At 55.1% G+C, this 23,511-nt stretch carries 24 protein-coding genes; 22 read left to right on the top strand and 2 right to left on the bottom strand.

All coding sequences use genetic code 11. The features are described 5' to 3' along the window. Positions 1 to 4 precede the first annotated feature (4 nt). The 21 genes from OMP40_RS00705 (at position 5) to OMP40_RS00605 (ending at position 20,885) form a co-directional block, all read left to right on the top strand. Positions 5 to 2,944, top strand: coding sequence for a chitobiase/beta-hexosaminidase C-terminal domain-containing protein (locus tag OMP40_RS00705; RefSeq protein ID WP_277528338.1), 2,940 nt, complete (start codon positions 5 to 7; stop codon positions 2,942 to 2,944). Positions 2,945 to 2,959: 15 nt separating this feature from the next. Then, on the top strand, positions 2,960 to 4,315 hold the full coding sequence (locus tag OMP40_RS00700; RefSeq protein ID WP_277528336.1) for a sulfotransferase family protein: 1,356 nt from the start codon (positions 2,960 to 2,962) through the stop codon (positions 4,313 to 4,315). Then, positions 4,312 to 6,354: an asparagine synthase-related protein gene (locus OMP40_RS00695; protein ID WP_420871881.1), complete on the top strand. Its 2,043-nt coding sequence runs from the start codon at positions 4,312 to 4,314 to the stop codon at positions 6,352 to 6,354. The genes OMP40_RS00700 and OMP40_RS00695 overlap by 4 nt, the downstream gene beginning before the upstream one ends. A gap of 64 nt (positions 6,355 to 6,418) precedes the next feature. Beyond that, a complete protein-coding gene (locus tag OMP40_RS00690; RefSeq protein WP_110468926.1) occupies positions 6,419 to 6,547 on the top strand; it encodes a paeninodin family lasso peptide in 129 nt (42 codons plus the stop codon). A 512-nt stretch (positions 6,548 to 7,059) separates the two neighbouring features. Further along, positions 7,060 to 8,325 (top strand): lasso peptide biosynthesis PqqD family chaperone, encoded by a 1,266-nt coding sequence (locus OMP40_RS00685; RefSeq protein ID WP_277528328.1) that lies wholly within the window; start codon positions 7,060 to 7,062, stop codon positions 8,323 to 8,325. Positions 8,326 to 8,345: 20 nt separating this feature from the next. Beyond that, on the top strand, positions 8,346 to 8,813 hold the full coding sequence (locus OMP40_RS00680) for a lasso peptide biosynthesis B2 protein (RefSeq protein ID WP_277528326.1): 468 nt from the start codon (positions 8,346 to 8,348) through the stop codon (positions 8,811 to 8,813). Next, positions 8,791 to 9,960 (top strand): nucleotidyltransferase domain-containing protein, encoded by a 1,170-nt coding sequence (locus OMP40_RS00675; protein WP_277528324.1) that lies wholly within the window; start codon positions 8,791 to 8,793, stop codon positions 9,958 to 9,960. The genes OMP40_RS00680 and OMP40_RS00675 overlap by 23 nt, the downstream gene beginning before the upstream one ends. A 64-nt stretch (positions 9,961 to 10,024) precedes the next feature. Then, positions 10,025 to 11,863, top strand: a complete 1,839-nt coding sequence (locus OMP40_RS00670; protein WP_277528322.1) for an ABC transporter ATP-binding protein — start codon at positions 10,025 to 10,027, stop codon at positions 11,861 to 11,863. Further along, a complete protein-coding gene (gene cysC / locus OMP40_RS00665; protein ID WP_277528319.1) occupies positions 11,838 to 12,527 on the top strand; it encodes an adenylyl-sulfate kinase in 690 nt (229 codons plus the stop codon). Before OMP40_RS00670 ends, cysC begins: the two co-directional genes overlap by 26 nt. 22 nt (positions 12,528 to 12,549) lie before the next feature. Beyond that, positions 12,550 to 13,215: a VanZ family protein gene (locus OMP40_RS00660; RefSeq protein WP_277528317.1), complete on the top strand. Its 666-nt coding sequence runs from the start codon at positions 12,550 to 12,552 to the stop codon at positions 13,213 to 13,215. Positions 13,216 to 13,253: 38 nt separating this feature from the next. After that, positions 13,254 to 13,823 (top strand): hypothetical protein, encoded by a 570-nt coding sequence (locus tag OMP40_RS00655; RefSeq protein ID WP_277528315.1) that lies wholly within the window; start codon positions 13,254 to 13,256, stop codon positions 13,821 to 13,823. A 151-nt stretch (positions 13,824 to 13,974) separates the two neighbouring features. Then, positions 13,975 to 14,652, top strand: a complete 678-nt coding sequence (locus OMP40_RS00650; protein WP_277528313.1) for a phage integrase N-terminal SAM-like domain-containing protein — start codon at positions 13,975 to 13,977, stop codon at positions 14,650 to 14,652. Beyond that, positions 14,537 to 14,851, top strand: coding sequence for a tyrosine-type recombinase/integrase (locus OMP40_RS00645; protein ID WP_277528311.1), 315 nt, complete (start codon positions 14,537 to 14,539; stop codon positions 14,849 to 14,851). Before OMP40_RS00650 ends, OMP40_RS00645 begins: the two co-directional genes overlap by 116 nt. Positions 14,852 to 14,888: 37 nt before the next feature. Then, positions 14,889 to 15,080 carry a tyrosine-type recombinase/integrase gene (locus OMP40_RS00640; protein ID WP_420871866.1) on the top strand — a complete coding sequence of 64 codons (192 nt, stop codon included), beginning with the start codon at positions 14,889 to 14,891 and terminating at the stop codon, positions 15,078 to 15,080. Between the two features lie 160 nt (positions 15,081 to 15,240). Then, a complete protein-coding gene (locus OMP40_RS00635) occupies positions 15,241 to 15,654 on the top strand; it encodes an STM3941 family protein (protein ID WP_277528309.1) in 414 nt (137 codons plus the stop codon). 211 nt (positions 15,655 to 15,865) lie between these two features. Continuing rightward, on the top strand, positions 15,866 to 16,501 hold the full coding sequence (locus tag OMP40_RS00630; RefSeq protein ID WP_277528308.1) for a hypothetical protein: 636 nt from the start codon (positions 15,866 to 15,868) through the stop codon (positions 16,499 to 16,501). Between the two features lie 223 nt (positions 16,502 to 16,724). Next, entirely contained in the window at positions 16,725 to 17,552 is an 828-nt protein-coding gene (locus tag OMP40_RS00625) for a hypothetical protein (RefSeq protein WP_277528306.1), read from the top strand. A gap of 455 nt (positions 17,553 to 18,007) precedes the next feature. Continuing rightward, positions 18,008 to 18,463: a GNAT family N-acetyltransferase gene (locus OMP40_RS00620; protein ID WP_277528283.1), complete on the top strand. Its 456-nt coding sequence runs from the start codon at positions 18,008 to 18,010 to the stop codon at positions 18,461 to 18,463. A 204-nt stretch (positions 18,464 to 18,667) separates the two neighbouring features. Beyond that, the gene (locus OMP40_RS00615) at positions 18,668 to 19,183 is read left to right on the top strand and encodes a DUF3841 domain-containing protein (protein WP_277528304.1); all 516 of its coding nucleotides are present in this window, start codon (positions 18,668 to 18,670) and stop codon (positions 19,181 to 19,183) included. A 252-nt stretch (positions 19,184 to 19,435) separates the two neighbouring features. After that, positions 19,436 to 19,618 carry a hypothetical protein gene (locus OMP40_RS00610; protein WP_277528303.1) on the top strand — a complete coding sequence of 61 codons (183 nt, stop codon included), beginning with the start codon at positions 19,436 to 19,438 and terminating at the stop codon, positions 19,616 to 19,618. Positions 19,619 to 20,618: 1,000 nt separating this feature from the next. Further along, positions 20,619 to 20,885 carry a EutP/PduV family microcompartment system protein gene (locus tag OMP40_RS00605; protein ID WP_277528301.1) on the top strand — a complete coding sequence of 89 codons (267 nt, stop codon included), beginning with the start codon at positions 20,619 to 20,621 and terminating at the stop codon, positions 20,883 to 20,885. 120 nt (positions 20,886 to 21,005) lie between these two features. Here the strand turns inward: OMP40_RS00605 and OMP40_RS00600 are convergent, their stop codons facing one another. Both OMP40_RS00600 and OMP40_RS00595 read right to left on the bottom strand, forming a co-directional pair. Then, positions 21,006 to 21,308, bottom strand: a complete 303-nt coding sequence (locus OMP40_RS00600; protein ID WP_277528299.1) for a hypothetical protein — start codon at positions 21,306 to 21,308, stop codon at positions 21,006 to 21,008. A gap of 2 nt (positions 21,309 to 21,310) precedes the next feature. After that, positions 21,311 to 22,390, bottom strand: a complete 1,080-nt coding sequence (locus tag OMP40_RS00595; protein WP_277528297.1) for an IS630 family transposase — start codon at positions 22,388 to 22,390, stop codon at positions 21,311 to 21,313. A gap of 549 nt (positions 22,391 to 22,939) precedes the next feature. Here OMP40_RS00595 and OMP40_RS00590 point away from each other — a divergent pair. Next, positions 22,940 to 23,323, top strand: a complete 384-nt coding sequence (locus OMP40_RS00590) for a hypothetical protein (RefSeq protein WP_277528295.1) — start codon at positions 22,940 to 22,942, stop codon at positions 23,321 to 23,323. Positions 23,324 to 23,511 lie beyond the last annotated feature (188 nt).

Below are 23,511 nucleotides of genomic sequence, written 5' to 3'. Positions count from 1 at the left end.
CATCATGAAAAGAAAAGCGATCTGGCTCCTGGCTTACGGCATGCTCGTCGTCGTGCTGCCCGCGCACTCGCACGGAGACAGCCCCGGCAGCTACGAGATCGAGGTCGACGATCTGGCCGATTGGGAGCGGACGTACGGACATTCCGACACGCTGTCGCTGCGAACGGTCGCGGCCGGCGGACAGGACGCCACCCGCGTCGCGCCGAGCGGCGAGGCGGGCGAGGCGCTCGTCTACAAGGCCAAAGGCGGCCTGCGCTCGTTCGCGGTTCAAACCTACGGCGGCGAGGTGCGCGAAAGCGACGGCAGCGGGCTGCAATTCATGATCTCGTCCGACGGCGCGTCTTACCGGAGCGTGACGCCGGACGTTCACGAGGAGCCGGGGAAGTCGCCGACCGTGACCTATGCGTCGCGCGGCTTCCCCGTCGGCACGAAGTTTTTGAAGATCGTGTTCGAGGGCAGAGCCGCGGCCCCGCCGGAGATCGGCGAGGTCGTGCTGAACGACGACACGGGCGCGGGCGCCGGAGCCAGCAAGCCTTCGGGAGCCGTCCTGTACGGCAGCATGGTCCTGCTCAGTCCGAAGGAGGAAGGCGAAGCCGTCTACTACACGACGGACGGCAGCGACCCGCGCACGTCGAAGACGCGATTGCTGTACGGGGCGCCGATCCCGATCGCGGGCGAGACGGTGCTGAAGACGACGTCGGCCGACCCGGCAAGCGGGCCGGCGAAGGAGACGAACGGCGTGTCGACGTTCGCGTATACGCCTTACCCGCTTGCCGCGCCGCCCCAGGGCATCGACGACAAGCTGGACGACTTCGGCCGGACCGCCGTCCGCTTCAACGTCTACACGGCGACCGACAATCCCGCCTACTACGGCGGCGACGGCCGCCGGGCGGTCCGGGCCACGACAGGGGCGGGCGTGCTCCTTTACAAGAGCGAATACGACATGACTTCCTTTTCGGTCAGCAGCTATTATTTTGCCGGTCTTCCGCTTAGCAAGCTGAAATTTTACGCCTCCTCCGACGACGCGACGTACAGCGAGGTCGCGGCCGAAGCTTACCCGTCGGGCAATCCGGTGAAAAACTGGCAGCCTTACGCCTACGAGAACATGGCCCTGCCGGAAGGCACGCGGTATCTGAAGATCGAGATGTCGGGCAAGAGCAAAGCCTGGACGCCGCAAGTATCGAGCGTGGCGATCAACCTGAATACGGCTTCCGCGTCGCTTACGACGACGAAAACGAAGGGCGGCATGCTCGCGACGCTTGCGACGGCGACCGAAGGGGCGCGTCTCTACTACCGCCTGAACGACGGCAACGACTTCCTGCCGTATACAGGGCCGATCGCGCTGCACGGCTACGTCCGCCTCGATGCGTACGCGGTCAAGGAGGGGCTGCTGCCGAGCCCCGTCCGCAGCTTCGCGATCAACGCGAGCGACGAGGTACAACTCGACCGGTTCGGCCAGATGGAGGACGCGAGCTTCGCGGGCAAGGTGATGTCGGAGTCGCAGCTGGCGGCGGACGCGAAGGCGGACAAGGCGTATTACGAGAGCCTCCAGCCGCCGGCGGGACGCGACGATTATGGCGGGCTGGCGGGCAGCAAGGACAAATACGGCTTCAAGGCGACAGGCTACTTCGCGATCCAGCGGCTGAACGGACGTCCGGTCATGACGACGCCTTCCGGCAATTTGTACTTCAGTCTCGCGGTCAACGGCGTGACGGCCAACGAGACGTATTCGCTCGTGAAGGGCAGGGAGACGCTGTACGAATCGGTGCCGCCCTATGCAGGCGAGTACAAGCCGGCTTGGCTCGGAACGGACAGCTTCTCGTATTTCGTCGCGAACAAGTACCGCAAAACCGGCGTCTTCCCGACGGAGCACGACATTTATATGGAAGCGATCGGACGGCTGGAAAAGTGGGGCTTCAACGGCGTCGGCGGCTTCTCGCCGGAGAAGTACGGCGAAGAGGGGCAGTTCCCCTACATGCGCATGCTGCCGTTGGATTCCATGAGCTGGGCGAAGATCAACGGCCTCAAGTTCTTCGACATTTACGCGCCGGGCGCGGAGACGAAGCTCGATCAGGCGTTCGCCCAGGCCGTCGCGCCGTACAAGGACGACCCGATGCTCGTCGGCTACTTCATCGGCAACGAGTACGATTTTCACAAGTTCTATCAGGTCGTGCCGGGCCTGAAGGCGAGCAAGGCGGCCATCAAGGGTCGGCTCGTCCAGCGCCTGGCGTCCAAGTACGGTACGATCGCCTTGTTCAACAAAGCCTGGGGGACGAACTTCGCCTCGTTCGACAGTCTGAAGGAAGCGAAGCTGCCGGTCGACACGAAGACGGCCTGGAGCGATATGAACGGCCTGTTCGCGGAGTATCTCGACCGGTTCTACGGCACCGTCGCGAAGCTGTACCGCAAGTACGATTCGCATCATCTGCTGCTCGGCGACCGATGGACCGTGACGGCGTTCCGCGACGCGAAGCTGCGCGGCATGATCGGAGCGGCCGAAGGCAAGTACGTGGACGTGGTCAGCCTGAATTATTATTCGCACAAGGTCGAGACGGAGCTGCTGGCCGATCTGTACGCGAAGGCGGGCAAGCCGATCATGATGAGCGAGTTCGGCTACGGCACGGCGGAGCAGGGGCTCGCGCCGCTCATTCAAAACGCGGCGGCGAATCAGGCCCAGCGCGGCATCCGGTACCGCAACTACGTAGAAGGCGTCGCAACGCTGCCTTACGTCGTCGGGGCGAACGTGTTCAACTACGTGGATCAGGCGGGCCTCGGCCGCCACTGGCAGGGTCAGTGGGGCGAGCATTACAACTCGGGTCTCGTCAACGTCGCGGACCGGCCGTACAAGGACTACCTGACGGCGGCGAAGGCGACGAACGACGACATCTACCGGATCATGCTCGGCCAGCGGCCGAAGTATTACTACGATTTTAACAAGAAGTGAAGGAGGCGCCCCCCGATGGTCGACGCAAGCGGCAACAACCTCGTATTCCTGCTGTGCACGCCGCGGAGCGGCAGCTCCCTGGCGACGGTCATGCTGCAAAATCACCGCAGGGTGTACGCGGCGCAGGAGATGTGGTTTCTGATGAGCCTGCTCGACCTGAAATCGGCGCAGCGGCGGGCGTACGGCGGCGGGGCGATACTGGAGCGTTTTTTCGGCGGCGTGCTGCCCGAAGACGCGTTCGCGAACGCCTGCCGGGCGTTCGCGGTCGAAGCTTACAACGGCCTGCTGCGAGGCGGCGAAGGCGCGGACATCGTCGTCGACAAATCGCCGAGGTACTATTATCTGCTCGAGTTTCTCGACGCGCTGTTCCCGCAGTCCAAGCGAATCTGGCTGCTGCGCAATCCGCTCGACGTGCTCGCTTCGTACAAGAAGCTCGGCGCTTCGCGCGGCGGCGCCGCGGACCTCGCGGGACTGCTGACGGGCGCCGCGTTCGACATCAAGGCCGCGGATCTAACGATCGGGCTCCTGCGCTACATGCGGTACTTCGCGGCGCCCGATCCGCACGCCTACCGGCTGCGCTATGAGGAGCTGGTCGCAGATCCGGCCGGGAAGCTGGCAGGCGTATGCGAATTTCTCGGCATCTCCTACGAGGATGGCATGGAGCGGTACGGCGAGCGGATGGGCACGGCGAAGTCGGAGCTGTACTTCAGCATGGGCGTCGGCGATCCGAACGTCGCGGACCATACCGCGCCGCACACGAACGCGGTCGGCTCGTGGAAGGACGCGCTGACGAAGCGGGAGGCGGAGCTGTACGTTCGTCTGCTCGGGGCGCGGACCTTCGAGGCGCTCGGCTACGGCGAGGCGCTGGCCGAGGCGGAGCGCTGGACGGGCGCCCGGTTCGAGCGCGAGCCGGACGAGGCGCTGCTGGCGCTGCGGGAGCGGCAGCTGCTCGAGGCGACCGGGTGCCGCTGGGAGCCGGGATATGCGATGCGAAGCGAGGAAGTGGGCGGCAGCTTGATTGCGGCCGGCTCCGCGGTCGCGATGAAGGCGGCGCGAGCCGACGGGACGACGGCGGTACCGACGACGGCAGCAATCAATGCAAGGCCGTCGAATGGCGTCAACGAAGCAACGTCGGAGACGGAAGACGAGGCGAAGCTGGCAAGGTCGTCGGACGCTCGCGTGCATCAACTGCAAATGACCGTCCGCGCCCTGGAAATGCGGCTCGAAGCGGGCATCCGGGAGCAGCGGCATCTCCGCGCGCAGCTCGGCGCCATGAAGCGGAAGGCGGATTGGCTGAAGTCGGCCATTCCGTTCGGCAGACGCCTGTCCCGGTTCGCGTCGGCCTACATGGCCGGCGGGGGGAAGAAATGAGCGCGCTGGCCGGCATCGTCCGGTTCGACGGCCGGGAGGCGCAGGCGCTGGACGGCGAGCGGATGATGGACGCCATGTCGCAGTATGTGGCGGACGACGTTCGTACCTGGCGGGGCGGGCCGGCGTTCCTCGGGTGCCGCATCCGCTGGATCACGCCGGAATCGGTGGGCGAGCGGATGCCGGACGGCGATTCCGGCGGTGTCGGCAGCGGCAATGTCGGCAGCGGCGGCGCCGCTGGCGGGCGCCTGCGGATCGTCGCGGACGCGATCCTCGACAACCGCGGCGAGCTGTTCGCGAAGCTCGAGGTGCCGGCCGGCCGCCGGTCCGCCATGACGGACGGCGAGCTGATCCTGCTCGCTTACCGAAGATGGGGACGCCTCAGCCCGTCTCATCTGATCGGCGACTTCGCCTTCATGATCTGGGACGAGACGCGCAGGGAGCTGTTCGGCGCGCGCGACCTGTTCGGCAGCCGCTCGCTCTACTACCACATCGGGGCGGGACGCCTGGCGTTCGCCACGACGATGTCGCCGCTGCTGGCGCTGCCCGATACGGAAGGCCGGCTGGACGAAGCTTGGCTCGCCGAGTTCATGGCGATTCCCGAGATGTTCGAATCGACCGATCCCGGCGCGACGCCGTACGTCGGCATCCGGCAGGTGCCGCCGGGTCATGCGGTCGTCTTCGCGGACGGCCGGGCCCGCCTCGAAGCCTACGGCTCGATCGAGCCGACCGAGCCGCTGCGGCTGGGGTCGGACGGCGAGTACGAGGAGGCGATGCGCGACATCTTCGGCGAAGCCGTCCGCGCCAGGCTGCGCACGCATCGCGAGGTCGCGGCGACGCTGAGCGGCGGCCTCGACTCCGGCGCGGTCGCGGGGTTCGCGGCCCGGGCGCTGGCACGGGAGGGCAAGACGCTCCAGACCTACAGCAGCGTGCCGTCCAGCGGCTTCGCCGATTGGACGCCGGGCCATGCGGCCGCGGACGAGCGGCCGTACATCGCGGCGACGGTCCGCCATGTCGGCAACATCGAGGCGTCGTATATGGATTTCGAGGGCATCAGCCCGCTGACCGAAGTGGACGAATGGATCGACCTGCTGGAGTCGCCCTACAAGTTTTTTGAGAACTCGCATTGGCTGAAAGGCATCCACGAGCGCGCGGGCAGCCGGGGAGCGGGCATCTTGCTTACCGGCGCGCGAGGCAACTTCACCGTCTCGTGGGGCCCGGCCCTCGACTACTACGCGCAGCTGCTGAAGCGCATGAAGTGGATGCGGCTGTCCCGCGAGCTGCGGATGTTCGGCGCGAACAAGGGCATCGGCCGCCGCCGGTTGCTGTCGACGTTGGGGAAGATAGCCTACCCGGCGCTTTCGGGCGGCCGGCGGGGCGGGGGCGAGCCGGATCTGCCGGCGATGCTGATCCATCCCGACTTCGCGCGCCGCACGGACGTATTCGCGAAGCTGCGGGCCGGCGGAAGCGGCGCCGGGAACGGTCGCTTCGGCAACGGCGCGGTTCATGGCGCTGGCCGCGGCGGTGGCTCTGGCTCGGGTTCGTGGGCCGCCGATCCGTTCGCGGTGCGCAGGGAGAAGCTCGCCAGCCTTGCGGCCGCGAACAAAAACGGCGCGACTTCGACCAAGCTATCGCTGCGGTACGGCGTCTGGGAGCGGGATCCGACCTGCGACCTGCGGGTCGTGCGCTTCTGCCTCTCGGTGCCGGTCGAGCAGTACGTGCGGGACGGCATGGACCGCGCCCTGATCCGCCGGGCGACGAAGTCCGTGCTCCCGGACGAGATCCGGCTCAATCAGCGGATCCGGGGCGTTCAAGGCGCGGACTGGATCCACCGGGCGGCGCCGATGTGGCCGCGCCTGCTCGACGAGGTGGGCCGGCTCTGCGACGATTCGGCCGTCGCCGGCTACCTGCACGTCGACCGGATCCGCGCAGCCGCGGCGGGGATCGGGCGCGAGCCCCGTCCCGAGCTCGCTTTTCACCCGGAGATGAGGCTGCTTCTGCGCAGCGTGATCTTGTACAGATTCATCAAGCGGCACGCCTGAAGATTCGGCGACGCGCGCCGCGCCTGCGGGCGCCGGCCCGCCTTTGAAAGGAGGTGAACGCACAATGGCAAAGCAACAATGGCAAACGCCCGAGCTCGAAACGCTGAACGTCAGCGAGACGATGTACGGCAAAGGCATGACGAACATCGACTTCGTCACGACCGAAGACATGGACATCTACACCCCGAGCTGAATCCGTTTTTCATCCCAAAGCGTCCTTATACAGTCCTTGACAGGGCTGTATAAGGACTTCTTATCTGATCAGAAAGCAATGCTGACCTTGCAGCAACGACGTTCGTTGGAGGGGGAGGCATCGTGCATTGAACACGGCAATGAGCATGTGCAATGGCCATGGAGTAGTGAGCATGATGCAATGAACATGTTGCAAATGAAGTCTGCATATGGCGGTTGAATGCAAGTCAGGCAGCGAGTATCGGACCCCAGAGTCCTTATTTTGAAGAAACAGGTCCCCATTGCGATCGTTTCGGACTGGAGGGACGTTATTGACCCGGATCAAGGCTGAGAACGGCCGGCTATCCCACAATAACGGCCGCTGTGTCCGCGAACGAGCCGCAAATGGCAAAATCAACAAAAATAACGGCGCCTGAGTCCGTCAGCTATACGCTAATTTACAAACTTAACATGGGCCATATCCGCGTTGGCGGTCGAAATAGTTATTCAATTTGCTAATGAGGAGCGATTACGATGATCGATGCGGCGCTAGTCGAACGAACGCGGACGGCAACGGTGTACAGGGCTTTCGGTCTCGACCTGGCGAGCGCGATTCCGCTGCCGGAATTGCCGACGGCAGGATCGGATCGCGGGGCAGAAATACCCGACGTCACGATCGATACGGCCGACCCCGTGCCGCTCCGGGAGGAGCTTGAAGCGACCGGCAGCAACTTTTCGCTGACGCGCGAAGGCAGCCGCTTTCTCTTCCTGATCCCGGGCACGGCCGTCTATTGCATCGACGAGGGCCGGCATATCGCGGTCGCGCCGCTGCCCGGGGCCGATCCGGAGAAGGTTCGCGTGTATCTGCTCGGCACGTGCTTCGGCGCGCTGCTCCTGCTGCGCGGACTGCTGCCGCTGCATGGCAGCGCGGTTGTCGTCGGCGGCAAGGCGTACGCCTTCGTCGGGGATTCCGGCGCGGGCAAGTCGACGCTCGCCGCCGCGCTGGTCGGCATGGGACATCGTCTGCTCAGCGACGACGTCGTCGCGGTCTCGGCCGGCGTGGACGGCAAGCCGTTCGTGATGCCCGCTTATCCGCAGCAGAAGCTGTGGCGGGAAAGTCTCGACGGTCTCGGGATGCAGGCATCTCCGTATCGCACCATTTACAGGGAGACCGAGAAATTCGCCGTACCGGTGGCCGATCGCTTTGGCCAGGAGCCGGTGCCGCTCGCGGGGGTGTTCGAGCTGGGGCGGCCGGACGGCGAGCGCGTCGGCGTCGGCGCGCTGCCGGTGCTCGAGCGGCTGCGCGTGATGCTGCAGCATACGTACCGTCAGGCGCTGATCCCCCCGGCTCGGCCTCGTGGACTGGCATTTCCGCGCGGCGTCGGGTATCGCGTCCGGCATTACGGTCGCCCGGTTGTCCAGACCGTCCGCGGGTTTTACGGCCCGCGAGCTCGCAGAACGCATCATTCGATTCGACAAGGGAGGCATCACGGTATGATCGAAGCAGGTTTGACGAACGGGCAAGATACGGAGCAGATCGTCGTGCGGGCGGAGGGCAACATGGCCAGCGACATGAACGGCGAAAAGGTGATGTTCAGCTCGCGCACGGGCAAGTACTACAATCTCGGCGCCGTCGGCGGGCGGATCTGGGAGCTCATCGCCGAGCCGATCGGCCTCGGCCGGCTGGTCGACGCGCTCGCTTCGGAATACGAGGTCGAACGGGCGACGTGCGAACGCGAGGCGCTTGCTTTTCTAAGGCAAATGTATCGCGAGTCGCTGATCGAGCTTCGTCCGTCCTGATGGGGGGCCTCAGAAAGTTCATGGCATGGCCCGCCGCGCGCCGGAGGCTCATGCTGGAGGCGCTATTGTACCTGGCTTGGGCGAGAATTCTGAAGGCGCTGCCTTTCAGCAAGCTCGCGCCGAAGCTCGGCCGGCCGATGGCGGAGACGCCGCACGTGCACGACCTGAACGCCGAGCGCGTCGTGCGCAGCATCTCGGAAGCGGTGCGGACGATGAGCCGTCACACGTTCTGGGAGAGCCAATGTCTCGTTCAGGCGCTCGCGGCCAAAAAAATGCTGGAACGCCGGAGCATGGACAGCACGCTGTACCTCGGCACGGCCAAGGACAAGCAGGGAAACCTCATCGCCCATGCTTGGCTCCGCAGCGGTCCGGTGTATCTGACGGGCGCGGGAGAACGCCGATTGTTCACGACGGTAGCTGTATTCGGCACGGACTATTCGACTGAAAAGATAGAAGGTGCGAGGCATGAGTCAAACTTACGAGCTTAATACGAACGCATTTCCCCGTGAGCTGACCGCGATGCTCGCCGCGCTGCGGCGCGCGTCCGCGCGGGAGGAGAAGCCGCAGCGAGAGTCGTTGCCGAACATCGATTGGAATCAATTCGTGAAGCTGGTCCGCCATCACCGGGTCTATCCGCAGATCCGCGGGGACAGGGACGGCGCCGGCTTGATTCCGTCCGATGTCCTGCAAGCCCTGGGCGGCGACTGCCGGCAAAATACGTGGCGCATGCTTCGTTTGAGCGGCGAATTGGACCGGCTGTGCAGATCGCTGGGCGATCGGGGCGTGCGCGCTTTGGCGCTTAAAGGTCCGGCGCTTGCGCGGCAGCTGTACGGGGACATCTCGCTGCGGACGTCCAAGGACCTGGACATTCTCATCCCGGTCGGCGACCTGGAGAAGGCGGAGCGTCTCTTGGTCGAGCTCGGCTATGAGGCGGACGAACCGATTCCGCGCGGACTTGGCGATTGGAAGTGGAAAATCCATCACGTCTCTTTTACGAATCACGAGACCCGCATCCAGGTGGAGGTGCATTGGCGGCTGAACGGCGAGAACGGCAGGGAACCGTCGTTCGAGGCGCTGTGGCGGGACCGGCAGGCGTGCGCGCTGTCGGACGCGATCTTCATGCCCGGCGATGCGCACCTGTTCATGTATCTGGTCACGCATGGCGCGCGGCACGGCTGGTTCCGGCTGCGGTGGCTCGCAGACATCGACCGCATGGTCGGCCGCGACCTGGACTGGAGCGCGATCCTCCCGCTGCTTCGGCGCTACCGCGCGCTCGATCACGCGGGCCAGGCGCTCGTGCTCGCCTCGGGACTTTTGCATACGCCGATTCCGGGCGAGATCGGCCGCGTGCTCGCCAAAGGCCGCGGGCCCGCCCTGGCGGATCGCGCGCTCGGCTTCATCCGAGATACCGTCGTGCTGACGACCGATCCCAGCGCAGGCGAAGTATCGCGCGTGTACAAGCGCTATTTGTTCGAGCTGAAGACGACCCGTCAAAAATGGGGCTATGCGATCAGCAGGCTCTATCCGAGCTTCCGCGACACCAAAGCGCTGCCGCTGCCGCGCTCTTTGTATTTTCTTTATTTTCCGCTGCGGCCGTTCGTCTGGCTGTGGAGGCAGGTACGCCACGAGACTTGAGAGCGGGGTGAGGCGATGAACGAACTGCGGTTTTACCTGAACCGGCTGCGCAGTTACGGGGGGGATGCGCCTGTACGCCCAGCTCGCCGCGATGGTCGCGCTCGGTTTGTTCGACGGCATCGGCATCTACATGCTCGCGCCGATGCTCGGTCTCCTCGGTCTGCTCGGCGACGGGGCGGGCGGCACCGGCAGTCTTCCGTTCGCCGGCGAAGCGCTGGCTATGCTGCGCGAGCTGCCCGCGAATCTGGCGCTGCCCGTTCTGCTCGCCGCATACGTGCTGATCGTGACGCTGCAGTCGCTGCTGCAGCGGGCGCAAAGCATTCGCGGCACGCGGCTGCAGCAGGGCTTCATCCGGCATCTGCGCCTTTCGTTGTATGCGTCGCTCATGCGGTCCGACTGGATCTTCTTCCTGCGCCGCCGGCGATCCGACTTCCATCACCTGCTTACCTCCGAGCTGGCGCGGGTCAGCCAGGCGACTTACCTGTTTCTGCAGCTCGCCTCCTCGGTCGCGTTTACGGTCATCCAGATCGGCATCGCCTTCTGGCTGTCGGCGAAGCTGACGGCGGTCGTGCTTGCGAGCGGGGCCGCGATCGCGATCTTCATGCGGCGCAAGATCCGGCGGGCCAAGGAGGTCGGCAACCGGACAAGCGAGCTGTCGCAGCAATATTACGCAGGCTTGACCGATCATTTCAACGGCATCAAGGACATTAAGAGCAACCGTCTGGAGGATTCGTATCTCGACTGGTTCCGCGGGCTGACCGGACGGATGGAGGCGAACTTCATCGCCTTCGCGCGGCTCCAGGCGACGACGTCGAGCTTGTACAAGATCTCTTCCGCGGCGCTGATCGCCTTGTTCGTGTACCTCGCCGTCGAAACGCTGCACGTCGGCGCGGGCGAGCTCCTGCTCATCGTCGTGCTGTTCGCGCGGCTGTGGCCCCGCTTCGCGCAGATCCAATCGAACGCGGAGCAGATCGGCTCCGCGATTCCCGCGTTCCGCAGTCTGCGCGAGCTCGAGCGCGAATGCGCCGTAGCCCGCGAGTCGGGCGCCGGCGATGCTGGCGTGCGCGCGGAAGGGCTGGACGTGAAGACGGGGATCGAGTGCCGCCACGTCTATTTCAAATACGACGGCGACGCGAGCGCGGATTATGCGCTGCGGGATGTGTGCCTTCGCATACCGTCAGGCAAGATGACGGCTATCGTCGGCAAGTCCGGCGCGGGCAAGAGCACGCTCGTCGACCTATTGATGGGCCTGCTCGAGCCGGAGCGCGGATCGGTGCTGATCGACGGCCTGCCGGTAACGGGCGAGCGGCGGCTTGCCCTGCGCCATGCGGTGAGCTATGTGGCGCAGGAGCCGTTTTTGTTTCATGAGAGCATCCGGGACAATCTGCTGGCCGTGCGGCCCGAAGCAAGCGAGACGGAGCTGTGGGAGGCGCTGCGTTTCTCGGCTTCGGAAGATTTCGTGCGGCGTTTGCCCGAAGGGCTGGATACGGTCGTCGGCGACCGCGGCGTCCGGCTGTCGGGCGGCGAGCGGCAGCGCCTCGTGCTGGCGCGGGCGATCCTCAGGAAGCCTTCGATCCTCGTGCTGGACGAAGCGACCAGCGCGCTCGATACGGAGAACGAGGCTCGCATCCAGGAGGCGATCGATCGGCTTAAAGGGAAGATGACGATCGTCGTCATCGCCCACCGTCTGTCGACGATCCGGGGGAGCGGATCAAGTCGTCGTCATGGAGCAGGGAGAGGCGATCGTTCGGGAAGACGGCCAAGCGGGCGCGCAGGACGGACGTTTCGGCGACGGCGTCGTCGAATGGCCGGCAGGCGCCAGATAAACGCGACCGCGCGCGCCGGACCGCTCGCGGTTAACTACGGGAGGGATTCGCATGCAAGCGAACGATACATTCGTTGAAGCCGGCGCTGCCGGCACGGCCGCTGGACGGGGAGACGCGCCGGTCGGCCAAGTCGCCTGGCAGCGTTCGGGCGTTACGCGCGCGGACCGGGAGCGCAAGAACGGACACTCGGGCCGCGTGCTCTGGTTCACGGGACTGCCGGGGGCGGGCAAGTCGACGCTCGCCTTCGCGTTGGAGAGAGAGCTGCATGACCGCGGCATTGCCTGCCTGGTGTTGGACGGCGACAACGTCCGTCATGGACTATGCCGCGACCTCGGGTTTTCGGAGGCCGACCGGCGGGAGAATCTGCGCAGAGTCGGCGAGGTGTCCAAGCTGTTCGTCGAAGCGGGAACCGTCGTGCTCGCGGCGCTCGTCTCGCCGAGCGGCGAGGACCGTCGTATGGTGAGAGCTCTTTTCGATGCGGGCGACTTCGCCGAGGTCTATGTCCGCTGCTCCCTCGAGGAGTGCGAACGCCGAGATCCGAAGGGGCTGTACAAAAAGGCGCGCAGCGGCTTAATCCCGAGCTTCACGGGCATCGGCGCGCCGTACGACGTGCCCGAACGACCGGAGCTGACGATCGATACGCAGCTCGCGCCGGCCGGCGAATCCGTCGCCGCCTTGATCGCCTATCTAGAACGCCGCGGCGATTTGCTCGGCAGCACTGCCGAATCGGGGCAGTTCTAGCCGCAGAAAGGGGAATGGCATCATGACCGACAAAATCAGTTGGAGGCGCCTGATCGCGCTTGCCCTCCTGTGCTGCGTCGTCGTCGTCATTTTTAAGCTGTCGTCGCAGCCCTACAGCAAGCAGACGATCCAGCCGCTGCTGACTCGTACTTTGTCCTACGAGACGGCCGAGCGGCTGCTGCCGGGCTTGGATATCCACTACGACGGCAAAGAGTACCGCCGCGACATCAATCCTTACGGCATGATCGAATTCGCGTTCAGGAAGAGCGCTCATCTGTTCGTCTACGGCGTGCTTGCGGCGGTGACCGCGCTCGTACTGAGCTTGTTCCGTCTGCGTTCGCCGGCAGCGGCCGCGCTGTCGCTGGCGGTCGTCGGGCTCGTCGCGATCATGGACGAGTGGAATCAACGCTATTCGCCGGCCCGCACGCCGACCTATCAGGACGTGCTCGTCGATCTGACCGGCGGCGCGATCAGTCTTGCCGTCTGCTTCGGCGCCGCCGCGCTGTACCGGCAATGGAGACGCAAGCCGTGCGGCAGGGCGAAGGTAGTTCTTATTTGCTTTCCGCTTGAAGATAGAGCGAACCGGATAGAGCGATCCGCCAAGCGCGGGTCGCTCTTTTTTTTGCGTTTGCGCGATGAGCGCCCAGACCAACGCTTTAGTTTCCGTAATATGTTAAATATGATATAACGAAGGTAATGCAAATAGAAGGCAAAGGGAGGCAACTGATGAAGCGTTACATTTCCGTTTTACTGCTTTTAAGCTTGGTTATGGTCGGGCTTTTCTCGTTTTCGCCTGATCGCGCATTCGCCTGCAGCTGCGTCGCTAAGAACACGCAGGAGAGACTGGACGACGCCGCAGCCGTTTTCGTCGGCAAAGTGATTCATAAAGGCTTGCCAAGTATGTGGGGTTCGGGCGAAACGAGAGAATATGCCTTTGACGTTCAACGTGCCTGGAAAGGCGTCTCGACCAAGCGAATCACGATTCAAGCGCTCGCTGGAGGCTCGGAGTCGTGCGGGATCTCCTTCAGCAAAAACCAATCGTACATTATATTCGCTCATTATGACGAGAAACGGATGCTCCAGACCAATCTGTGCAGCGGCAACGTTCAGGCATCGGTCGACGAATCCGCGGCGATTCTCGGAACGGCTGCGATGGAGGCCGACGCGTTAAGCGGAAGCGCCTATGGCGGAAGCATGCCGTCTCTCAATCTTTTCTTATATGTATCCGCTTTAATACTCGTCGCCGCAGCATCGATCATGGCCTGGAGAGCAATTCAGCGCAAGCGTCGGCTCTGATGCGGCGGGTTCAGATCAATCAGCCGGTTGTAAATGTATTTGAAGCTATGGTATATTTTCAGCAAACATGTCTGCCGAAAGCATCGGGGACCGCGAAGTCGAATTCGACTTTGCGGTCCCTTTTTCATATCGGGCGGCGTAAGGAGTTTGCATGGACGTTTATCTTTTCAAGCTGGACGAGAAGACGCCGGCTCTTCAATGCGAGTTTGACCGTGCGACGATCGACATCATCAAGACTTTGCCGGGCAGAAGATGGGTGCCCGAAGCCTCCCTGTGGACGGTACCTTACACGCTCGCTATCGCTGAGAGATTGTTGAAGGAATTCCAAGGGCGTTTGCGAATAGAAGACCGACTATGCGACGAGTGCTACCTTTTCCAAAAGAAAAGGGACTCCAGACGCGAGCCGTATGAGAAGCAGTTGAGGCAGCAGTTGCAAATTAGGGGCTACAGCGTTAAAACGATTCAAGCGTATAGCGGCCATGTAGGGAGATACTTGGATGATTACGACACCGTTCCGAAGCTTAACCGACAAGAATGTCTTCAAAAATACATGCTGGCGCTTCTAGATAAAAAGCTTTCTCACGCTTATGTGAATCAAGCGATCAGCGCGATCAAGTTTTACGAGCAAAAAGTGCTGCAGATCGAAAACGCGGTTCCCTATGTGAGGCCCAAAAAAAGAAAACAAGCTTCCAAATGTCCTTGCGCAAAACGAAGTGAAAGCGCTGCTCGGCGCTTTGTCCAATCTGGAGCATCAAGCGCTATTATATCTTGCCTACTCTTCGGGCTTGCGCGTTGGCGAAGTCGTGCGACTCCGGATACAGGACTTTGACTACGAACGCAGAACATTATTAGTTAGACAAGGAAAAGGCAGGAAGGATCGCGTCACGGTTTTATCGGATCACGCCGTAGAAATCGTCAAACGCTATATCCGCCAAGATGCGCCGGAACAGTGGCTCTTTCCCGGACAAAATAAAACCAGTCACCTGACCGAACGCTCCGCCCAAAAAAATATTCGAACACGCGCATAACGTCTCCGGCATCAACAAAAAAGCGAGCATTCATGCCTTGCGCCATTCATTCGCGACGCATCTGCTGGAAGGAGGCATCGACCTTCGTTATATTCAAGAGCTGCTGGGGCACCAAAGCTCACGGACCACCGAGCGCTACACCCATGTCAGCGTAAAAAAATATCCGGCGCATCAAGAGTCCGCTGGATATGGAATAAGCACGGTTTGCTACACGTCTTCGCTAATATGACAATCAATCTATATTCGCGAACTACGCAAAACCAGCCGAATTGAAGGATTTAGTCAAATTCGTAGATAAGACGTTATAGGAAATCAATGCTAGGTCTATAAGTCAAAATCAAAGGGCCAAATTCATGAAGGAAATTAGGATACCTTACAGGACGAGTAGAGTGATCATCTTACAAATTTCTTCCATATCATTTGTTGCATTTGGAGCTTCGTTATTATTTTATGTATCGCACAAAGATCCAATAATTTATATAATTTCTTCCTTATCACTACTATTATCAATAGTTGGACCTATAGTTCTTTTTAAAAAGCTCAAAGGAATACCTGAAGTAATTATTAATTCAGAAGGAATATATAGCGAAAACCATAAAATTAAAATAACTTGGAGTGAAATTGAGACATTTTCTTTTGAATCTTATAAATGGACTGAGAACTTGGTTTTGAAGGTAAATAATTACGATCAAATTATTGCTCAGAGTCGTGGGATAAAGAAATACATAAACATGCTTAACAAAATCATTAAACCAAATCATTTTGTAATCGAAATAGGTCACTTACAAATAAAAAAAGAGTAATTTGGAGAATGAACTAAATAAACGATTACTAAATAATTAGAATGTATTTCATAGTAGGCATTGACTTCCTATAACAATGTATTCACGCTTCGGAGCCTACGGCTCCTCGGTCCGCCAGATGGATTTCGGGGAAGTGGATTCAGACGAACACATCTGAGAGGCTAAGTCCTGTCGGACCCGGTCGCTGCGCGACCTTAAGCCTCTCGGCGTCGTGAATACGGAAACGTTAGGCGAAATTAATGCAGAAAGCTGGTTAAATATGAAGCGTCGAAGCTATTTTTTTATATTACTTTTGTTTTTTATCTTGTCAGCTTGTAGTGACAGGATAAATGAGGTTCGTACAGTTGAAAAAGAAATTTCTAAAGACGTTGATAACCATATTTCTGATAAGACAGAGTATGAGAAACTTTTGAAATTTGAAAACGATCCAGATGATAAGTCGAATGGGATTAGTCGATTGGTTTATTCCAACGCAGATGCATTAAAAACCATAAAATTGTATTTTGGAAATTATAATGACATAACCAAATGGAAAGATTACGTAACGGACAAATATCTTAAATTTATATTTAAATTATGGATTGATAAACCGGAAGAAAACTCTGTTGAAGAAAATATAAATATATATTCTTCTGAAACAATAAATAATCAGCTTGAAAAGTTATTAAGTTATAAAATCATGTGGGTTGAACATGTTGGTGATGATGAAAAATTAGTACTTGTTGAGAGAGGTTGGAAGAAAGATTACTCTACAGCCCTAACTTATAAATTAGTTAAAGCAAATGGAAGATGGTTGATAGATGAAAGAATGGATTTTGATTGGGTAAGCCATTGGGGAATATCTTGATTGCGTATCGAAGAAGGCATTAACTTCGCCTAACAATGTATTCACGCTTCGGGGCCTACGGCCCCTCGGTCCGCCAGATGGATTTCGGGGAAGTGGATTCAGGCGGACACACCTGCGAGGCTAACTGCGCTGGCGCGCAGCCGGTCACTGCGTGACCTTAAGCCTCTCGGCGTCGTGAATACGGTAACGTTATGAGAAATAACTGAAGGGAGTACTGTCACGTATGTCTCAGTCATTAGAATATAGACTTGTTATTAAAAATTTACCTTTTGGCATTACGAATTCTGGAAAAGATCAAAAACTTAATATTCATATGCTATTAAATGATATCCAAAGTAATCTAGGTCGGTTTGAGCTTAATCGAAATAATATGGGTATCCTTCTAAACATAGATTGGACTAAAGCAATTTCCGATATTAGAAAGAACATGGAAAAAAACTTCTTTATGGACGAACTTTATACTGAATTTGAAAAATACAAAGATAAATATGAGTCTGTTAATGATTTTATTAATGAACGTTTTATAGAAATCCCAAAAGAGACTGAAGTGGTCATTGTAGCAACAGTAACTAATGTTAATATTGTTACATTAGATCAGTCCATAAAAAATTTTATTTATCATTTATTTTTGGCATTAAACCTATCATACCCGGGATTTATTAATTGTTATTACGCTAGACTACTTTCACCTAAAGATAGTGAAGAACTAACTCTTAGTAACAATGGATTTGAAGAATGTTGGTCAAATGAGAACTGGCCTATCATTAAATACATTCCAATTAATACGGTTTGCAATTGGTTTAATAAAAACAATATATGGAACAAATTTATTAGCGAAACTAGATTAGATAAGTGTTTATTTTCGTTGTTGCACTTTTGTGAAGAAAGCAAAATTAGTCCAAGTAAAATTGTTTGGCTTGCTCATGCTTTGGAGTCTATCTATGAGATTCCTCAATCCGCAATTCTTTATTCATTAAAAGACAGAATTTCTATTGTACTCTATGAAAACTATGAAGAAGAGAGATCAAAAATATCTAAAAAAAATCAATGAGTTTTATCAATATCGTAGTAACTTTGTGCATGGAAGTTTGACAATATATACACCTTCAGAAGAATTAATTAATGGTGATATTCATGAAGAATACTTAAAACTATTATTTCAAACTGAGGACTTTGCCTTTAGGATTTTAGTGGCCACTCTTCAGAAAATGATAATTGAGAATTGGATTAGTTTTAATTTCAAAACAATCTTTGAAGGGGCTTAATTAAGCAATTTCAATGGGGTCAGTTACTTCTCATAACGCATCGGGCCGACTTCGTCGACCCTCGGTCCGCCAGATGGATTTCGAGGAAGCGGATTCGGGCGGACACACCTGCGAGGCTAACTGCGCTGGCGCGCAGCCGGTCACTTCGTGACCTTAAGCCTCTCGGCGTCGTGAATACGGGAACGTTATACGACAGATCGAAGTCTTTGTTTAAACCCATTCATGAGAAGGACTGGTTTGTATGGTATTAGCATTAAAATCAGCTACAACAAATGATGTTGAAATTATTGCTAAAATGAACTTTCAACTTATTGAAGATGAAGGCAGTACAAACCCCATGAATATTACTCAATTGCAAGATAGAATGTTGAATTGGCTAAGTCATGGATGGGATGCCGATTTGTTAGTCTTCCAGGAAAAGATCGTAGGATATGCAGTATATAAATTTCAAATGAATTCATTTGATGACACAAAAAAGGAAGTCTACATAAGACAATACTTTATAAAGAGAGAAGAACGAAATAGAGGTTATGGCCTTAAGGGAATAGCTCTTTTAAAACAAGAGCGTTTTACAGAAGTTAAAAGCATGATAATAGATGTCTTAGAATCAAACCCAAGAGGAAAACAATTTTGGGAAAAGGCTGGATTTAGGCCGTACTATACAAACATGAAATGCAGTCAAAATGAATGTAAGTAGCTCAGGGATCCGTCGTATAACAATGTATTCACGCTTCGGGGCCTGCGGCCCCTCGGTCCGCCAGATGGAATTCGGGGAAGCGGAATCAGGCGGACACACCTGCGAGGCTAAGTCCTGTCGGACCCGGTCGCTACGCGACCTTAAGCCTCTCGGCGTCGTGAATACGGAAACGTTATACGATATTAATGCAAAGCTAGGTGAAAGATGACATTCTGGACTATTCAATCGCTAGAAGCTTGGGATCAAGCTGTAACATCGGGCTATCTTGTTGGGAATCCAAAATATATTGATAAGGATTGGTTAGTCAGCTATAGATGGATGATGAATGAAATGAAGAAGCGGCTTATTTACTATAAAGGAGAATTTCCTATATGGCTTTGGACCAAGAGGCCTGATCTGATGATTGGTGGCAGGTTAGGAAAGGGACAACAAGGCGTATTGATTGAAGCTGAACTTAATAAAGATGAAGTTCTTATTTCCGATTTTATGGCATGGCATATCGTGTTAAACAATGACTACCTTACCCTTTCTGAAGAAGAAGATAATAAACTTGCTAACGGAACGTTCTTAATAACAAAAGAACAGAGCTGGATAAGGATATTTGAATATCACGAAATTAAGCAATATGACTATTGGAAAGGGGAAGACATACTACAAGCTGTCACAGGAAGAATTGAACTCAGCAGGCTTAAGAAAATTAAAGAATTCACAAGCCGATAATTATTGATTGTATTTCAAAGATGGCATTAACATCGTATAACAATGTATTCACGCTTCGGATCGTCTTCGCCGATCCTCGGTCCGCCAGATGGATTTCGGAGAAGCGGAATCAGGCGGACACACCTGCGAGGCTAACTGCGCTGGGGCGCAGCCGGACCTTCGGTCCTTAAGCCTCTCGGCGTCGTGAATACGGAACGTTATATGAAAGATCGGTAATCCATTAGAATTGACATCATGGAAGGAGTAATAGAATTGACCAATGAAAATTTTTATTTACTTTCAACATTAGTATGTCTTGTTACTTTGATTTTTGGTTTCAGTAGTCTGAATTATAAATTAAGTCAAAAAATTAAAAATGATGAAAGAATGATTGAAAGACTTGATCTCATAATTAAAAAATTAAATAAAGACGAAGATGAAAACAATGACAAATAAAGAAATTAAATTGCTTATGGTAAGAATGGAAGAATTTCCTGAGACTTAAAGAATGATCAATACTGGCCAAGGGAAAAGATCATGGAAAACTATTGAGGGAGGTCTATTAATCAAGTGGTAGTAACACTTCGAAGACCGATCCTTCATATAACAATGTATTCACGCTTCGGGGCCTGTGGCCCCTCGGTCCGCCAGATGGAATTCGGGGAAGTGGAATCAGGCGGACACACCTGCGAGGCTAACTGCGCTGGGGCGCAGCCGGACCTACGGTCCTTAAGCCTCTCGGCGTCGTGAATACGGAAACGTTATGTGAAACTCCCGAAGAGCATATTGAATACTATTAAGGGAGACATTCTTATCAGAAATCTTCTTTATTATTTTAGAATAAAACGCTTAAAAGGTGAATTGAAATTAGTAAAGCCCATTTTTGAAATACTGAATGAAGATCGTAAAATCTTCGATGACACATGGCAATTAGCTAGATCGGTAGGGGATATTGAAAAAATTAACGATGATACTATAAAAAAAGACAATTTTATTTACTCACAAGAGACTCAATGAACTACAAACTTATTTGAACCATATTAATCTCAACAATAATTCAAAACATTCATTGGTTTTCTTCAGAGATTACGTGGAACTTCTTCTGAGATATCAAAACGACAAAAAAAGAAATAGAACATTTCTTTCAGTATATGTTTTTTTTATAGTGAGCTGATTCTTGGTTCCCAAAGATACTTAGAAATTAAAAATCATTTAAAGAATCTTGGAGGGTAATTCGAAGGGGGGCGGGAGCATCACATAACAATGTATTCACGCTTCGGGGCCTGCGGCCCCTCGGTCCGCCAGATGGATTTCGAGGAGGCGGAATCAGGCGAACACACCTGCGAGGCTAACTGCGCTGACGCGCAGCCGGTCGCTGCGCGACCTTAAGCCTCTCGGCGTCGTGAATACGGTAACGTTAGAAGAAATCGTCGAAGTGCTGAACAGGAGAACTTAAATGCAAAGAATATTAGTTATTGGATCTGCTGGATCAGGAAAGTCTACGCTTTCCCAGCGGTTAAGTGAACAGTTACAACTACCTGTCATTCATTTGGATAAGTACTATTGGAAGCCCAATTGGGTTCCTACTCCAAATGAGGACTGGGACAAGTTTGTGTTAGGGACTACTAACCGAGACCAATGGATCATGGATGGGAATTATACAAGAACTTTGGACTTAAGACTAAAACGAGCAGACACTGTAATTTTTTTTAGATTTGTCTAAATGGTTATGTCTATACAGAATAATAAAACGAAGAATTAAATATCATAGAAAAACGAGAGCTGATCTAAATGAAGGATGTCCCGAGAAACTAGTGCATCGTTTCAAAAGTTCCTTCCCTATTTAGGAAGGCCAAGGAGCCAGAGCAAAACCGAATTGTTCGGTCAAAAGCTTCACGATTTCATCTAACGTGCCGCGATAGGGAGTCGCTTTCCAATGGCCGCGGTAGTCGGCCATACTGAGCGTGTAGTACTGAACCGTGACTTTGGTGAGACGGGCACGATTCACAGGTTCTCCCTCATCGAGCAAATAGAGGATCAAATGTGTGCCGTGTACACGAACGTGAAGGTGGTCGAACCCGCGCTGCTCAAGTGCTCTTTCCAACAACAGGCGTTCTGCCTCGCGATCCATCTTGAGTTGCGCCATGATTAGCTCGCCTCCTGGGGTTGACTCTGCATCGGATACCCGCCGAAGGTCCAATGAAAGGGATGACCGATGTCTTCATTCCATAAACGAATGAAGGCACGGAGCGCAGCCTCCAACTCGGAACCGGATCGGAAATCGCCATGTCGCAGACAACGCTTATGAATGATCGAGAAGAAGATTTCAATCTGATTCACCCAGGACGCATGAAGCGGCGTATAGTGAAATTCGAACCGTTCGCCATGTCGCCGGTTAAAGTCCGTCCACCGTTTCGTGGCTCCATCATAATGAATGTTCAGGTTGTCCCAAATGATGATGACGCGCTGATCCGGATAAACGGTTGCCAGTTCTTCCATCAAGGCCATGAGATCCACAGCTTTGCGCGTTTTACGGCACTGGGCGATGACATGGCCCGTCGTAATCTCGAACCCTGCCAACAGAGCGCGAGTGCCATGCCGAATATATTCCTGCTCATAACGCGCGGCACGACCCGGATGCGCCGACTTTGTCGGGTGCTTGCGTTCCAAGGCTTGGATGCTGGTCATCTCGTCTACACAAATAACAACCGCGTCCTCGGGCGGATGAACGTATAACGAGACCACATCATGGACTTTCTCTCGGAATTGGGGGTCTCGGCTGTGCAACCACATCTGATGGGCATGCGGCTTCAAATCATTGCGCTGCAAGGTGAGATGGATGCTCGAACGGCTCATCGTCGGCCCCGTCGTGTACACACGCGCGACTTCCGTTAACCGATCCAGCGTCCAAGTCGGTGTATACAACGATCCGTAGTGGCGTGGCGAATCACAGGCTAGCGCGATGACCTCGCAGCGCTGTTCGACGGAGAATGTGGAAGGCGCTCCGCTACGTGGCCGATCATGAAGTCCTTTGCTGCCGCTCGCTTCAAATCGAACGTTCCATTTGGACACCGTTTTCGTTGTGGTGCCTTGTTCCCTTGCCACCTGAGCGATAGATTTCCGTTCGTGCACCACTTCCCAAACGAGTGTGGCTCGGAACTTCAATCGATATTCCACGCTTTGTCCTTGCTTCCAATGGTACAGAATCTTTCGTTCTTTGCGTTTCATGTCGACTCACCTCGGTAGGTACGGCTTTCTCTTTTTTTACCCATTTGGGCCTGCCGCCATTTACCTTGGAAAGAATTTCTGGGATGACGCACTAGATTGGGAATTCATTTTATGGGTTTGGAACTACAAGAAAAGAAGTAGAACAAGGGTCATGGAACAGTTAAAGCTATATAAAGATCAAAAGGAAATCATCATTGTTAAGACGAGAAAAGAGGTAAAGGAACTAACAAACCAGATAAAGATCAAGAAGGGATCTTGATTGAAACTCAGGAAGCCGACGACTTCTTCTAACAATGTATTCACGCTTCGGAGCCTACGGCTCCTCGATCCGCCAGATGGAATGCGGGGAAGCGGAATCAGGCGGACACACCTGCGAGGCTAAGTCCTGTCGGACCCGGTCACTTCGTTACCTTAAGCCTCTCGGCGTCGTGAATACGGGAACGTTATGTGAAAACTCCCGAAGAGCTCAAAATAACGATGAAATCGAGGTGAAGCTTCATCCTTAAAAGGATTTATAACTACTTTAAGATACGAAGATTGAATTATGACTTGAAATTAGTTGAACCCATATTTGATATATTGAATGATCAAGTAGAAATATTTGAAAACCACTGGAAATTAAGATCGACAGCATATGACTTTTTAAGAGAAGAAGACATACAAGATATATTGAGATACACAAAACAGAAGCTTATCGAATTACAGAACTACCTCAATGCAGTTAAAGAAAAGAAAACAAAGGATCGTTTACAGTTCTATAAAGAACATGTTGAATTATTATTAAGATACCACCAAAACAAATTTGATAGTTACCCTGGAACATACATGTACTTATATAGTGAGTTAATACTTGGAGCACAAAGATATCAGAATATTAAGGACGAATTAAGGCGATTAGATAGCGATACCGAGGAAGTCGGGAGCATCACATAACACCGTATTCACGCATCGCAGCCTTGCGGCTGCTCGGTCCGCCCGAGGCATTTCGAGGAAGCGGATTCAGGGCGGACAACCCTGCGAGGCTAAGTGGCGGAGCCACCCGGCGACTTCGTCGCCTTAAGCCTCTCGGGTTCGTGAATACGGAAACGTTAGATGAAATCACAGTAAAGGGCGATAACAAT

Origin of the sequence: Cohnella rhizosphaerae (assembly GCF_029525575.1) — a bacterium.
GTDB lineage: Bacteria > Bacillota > Bacilli > Paenibacillales > Paenibacillaceae > Cohnella > Cohnella rhizosphaerae.
This window is presented reverse-complemented; position numbering and strand designations above follow the sequence as displayed.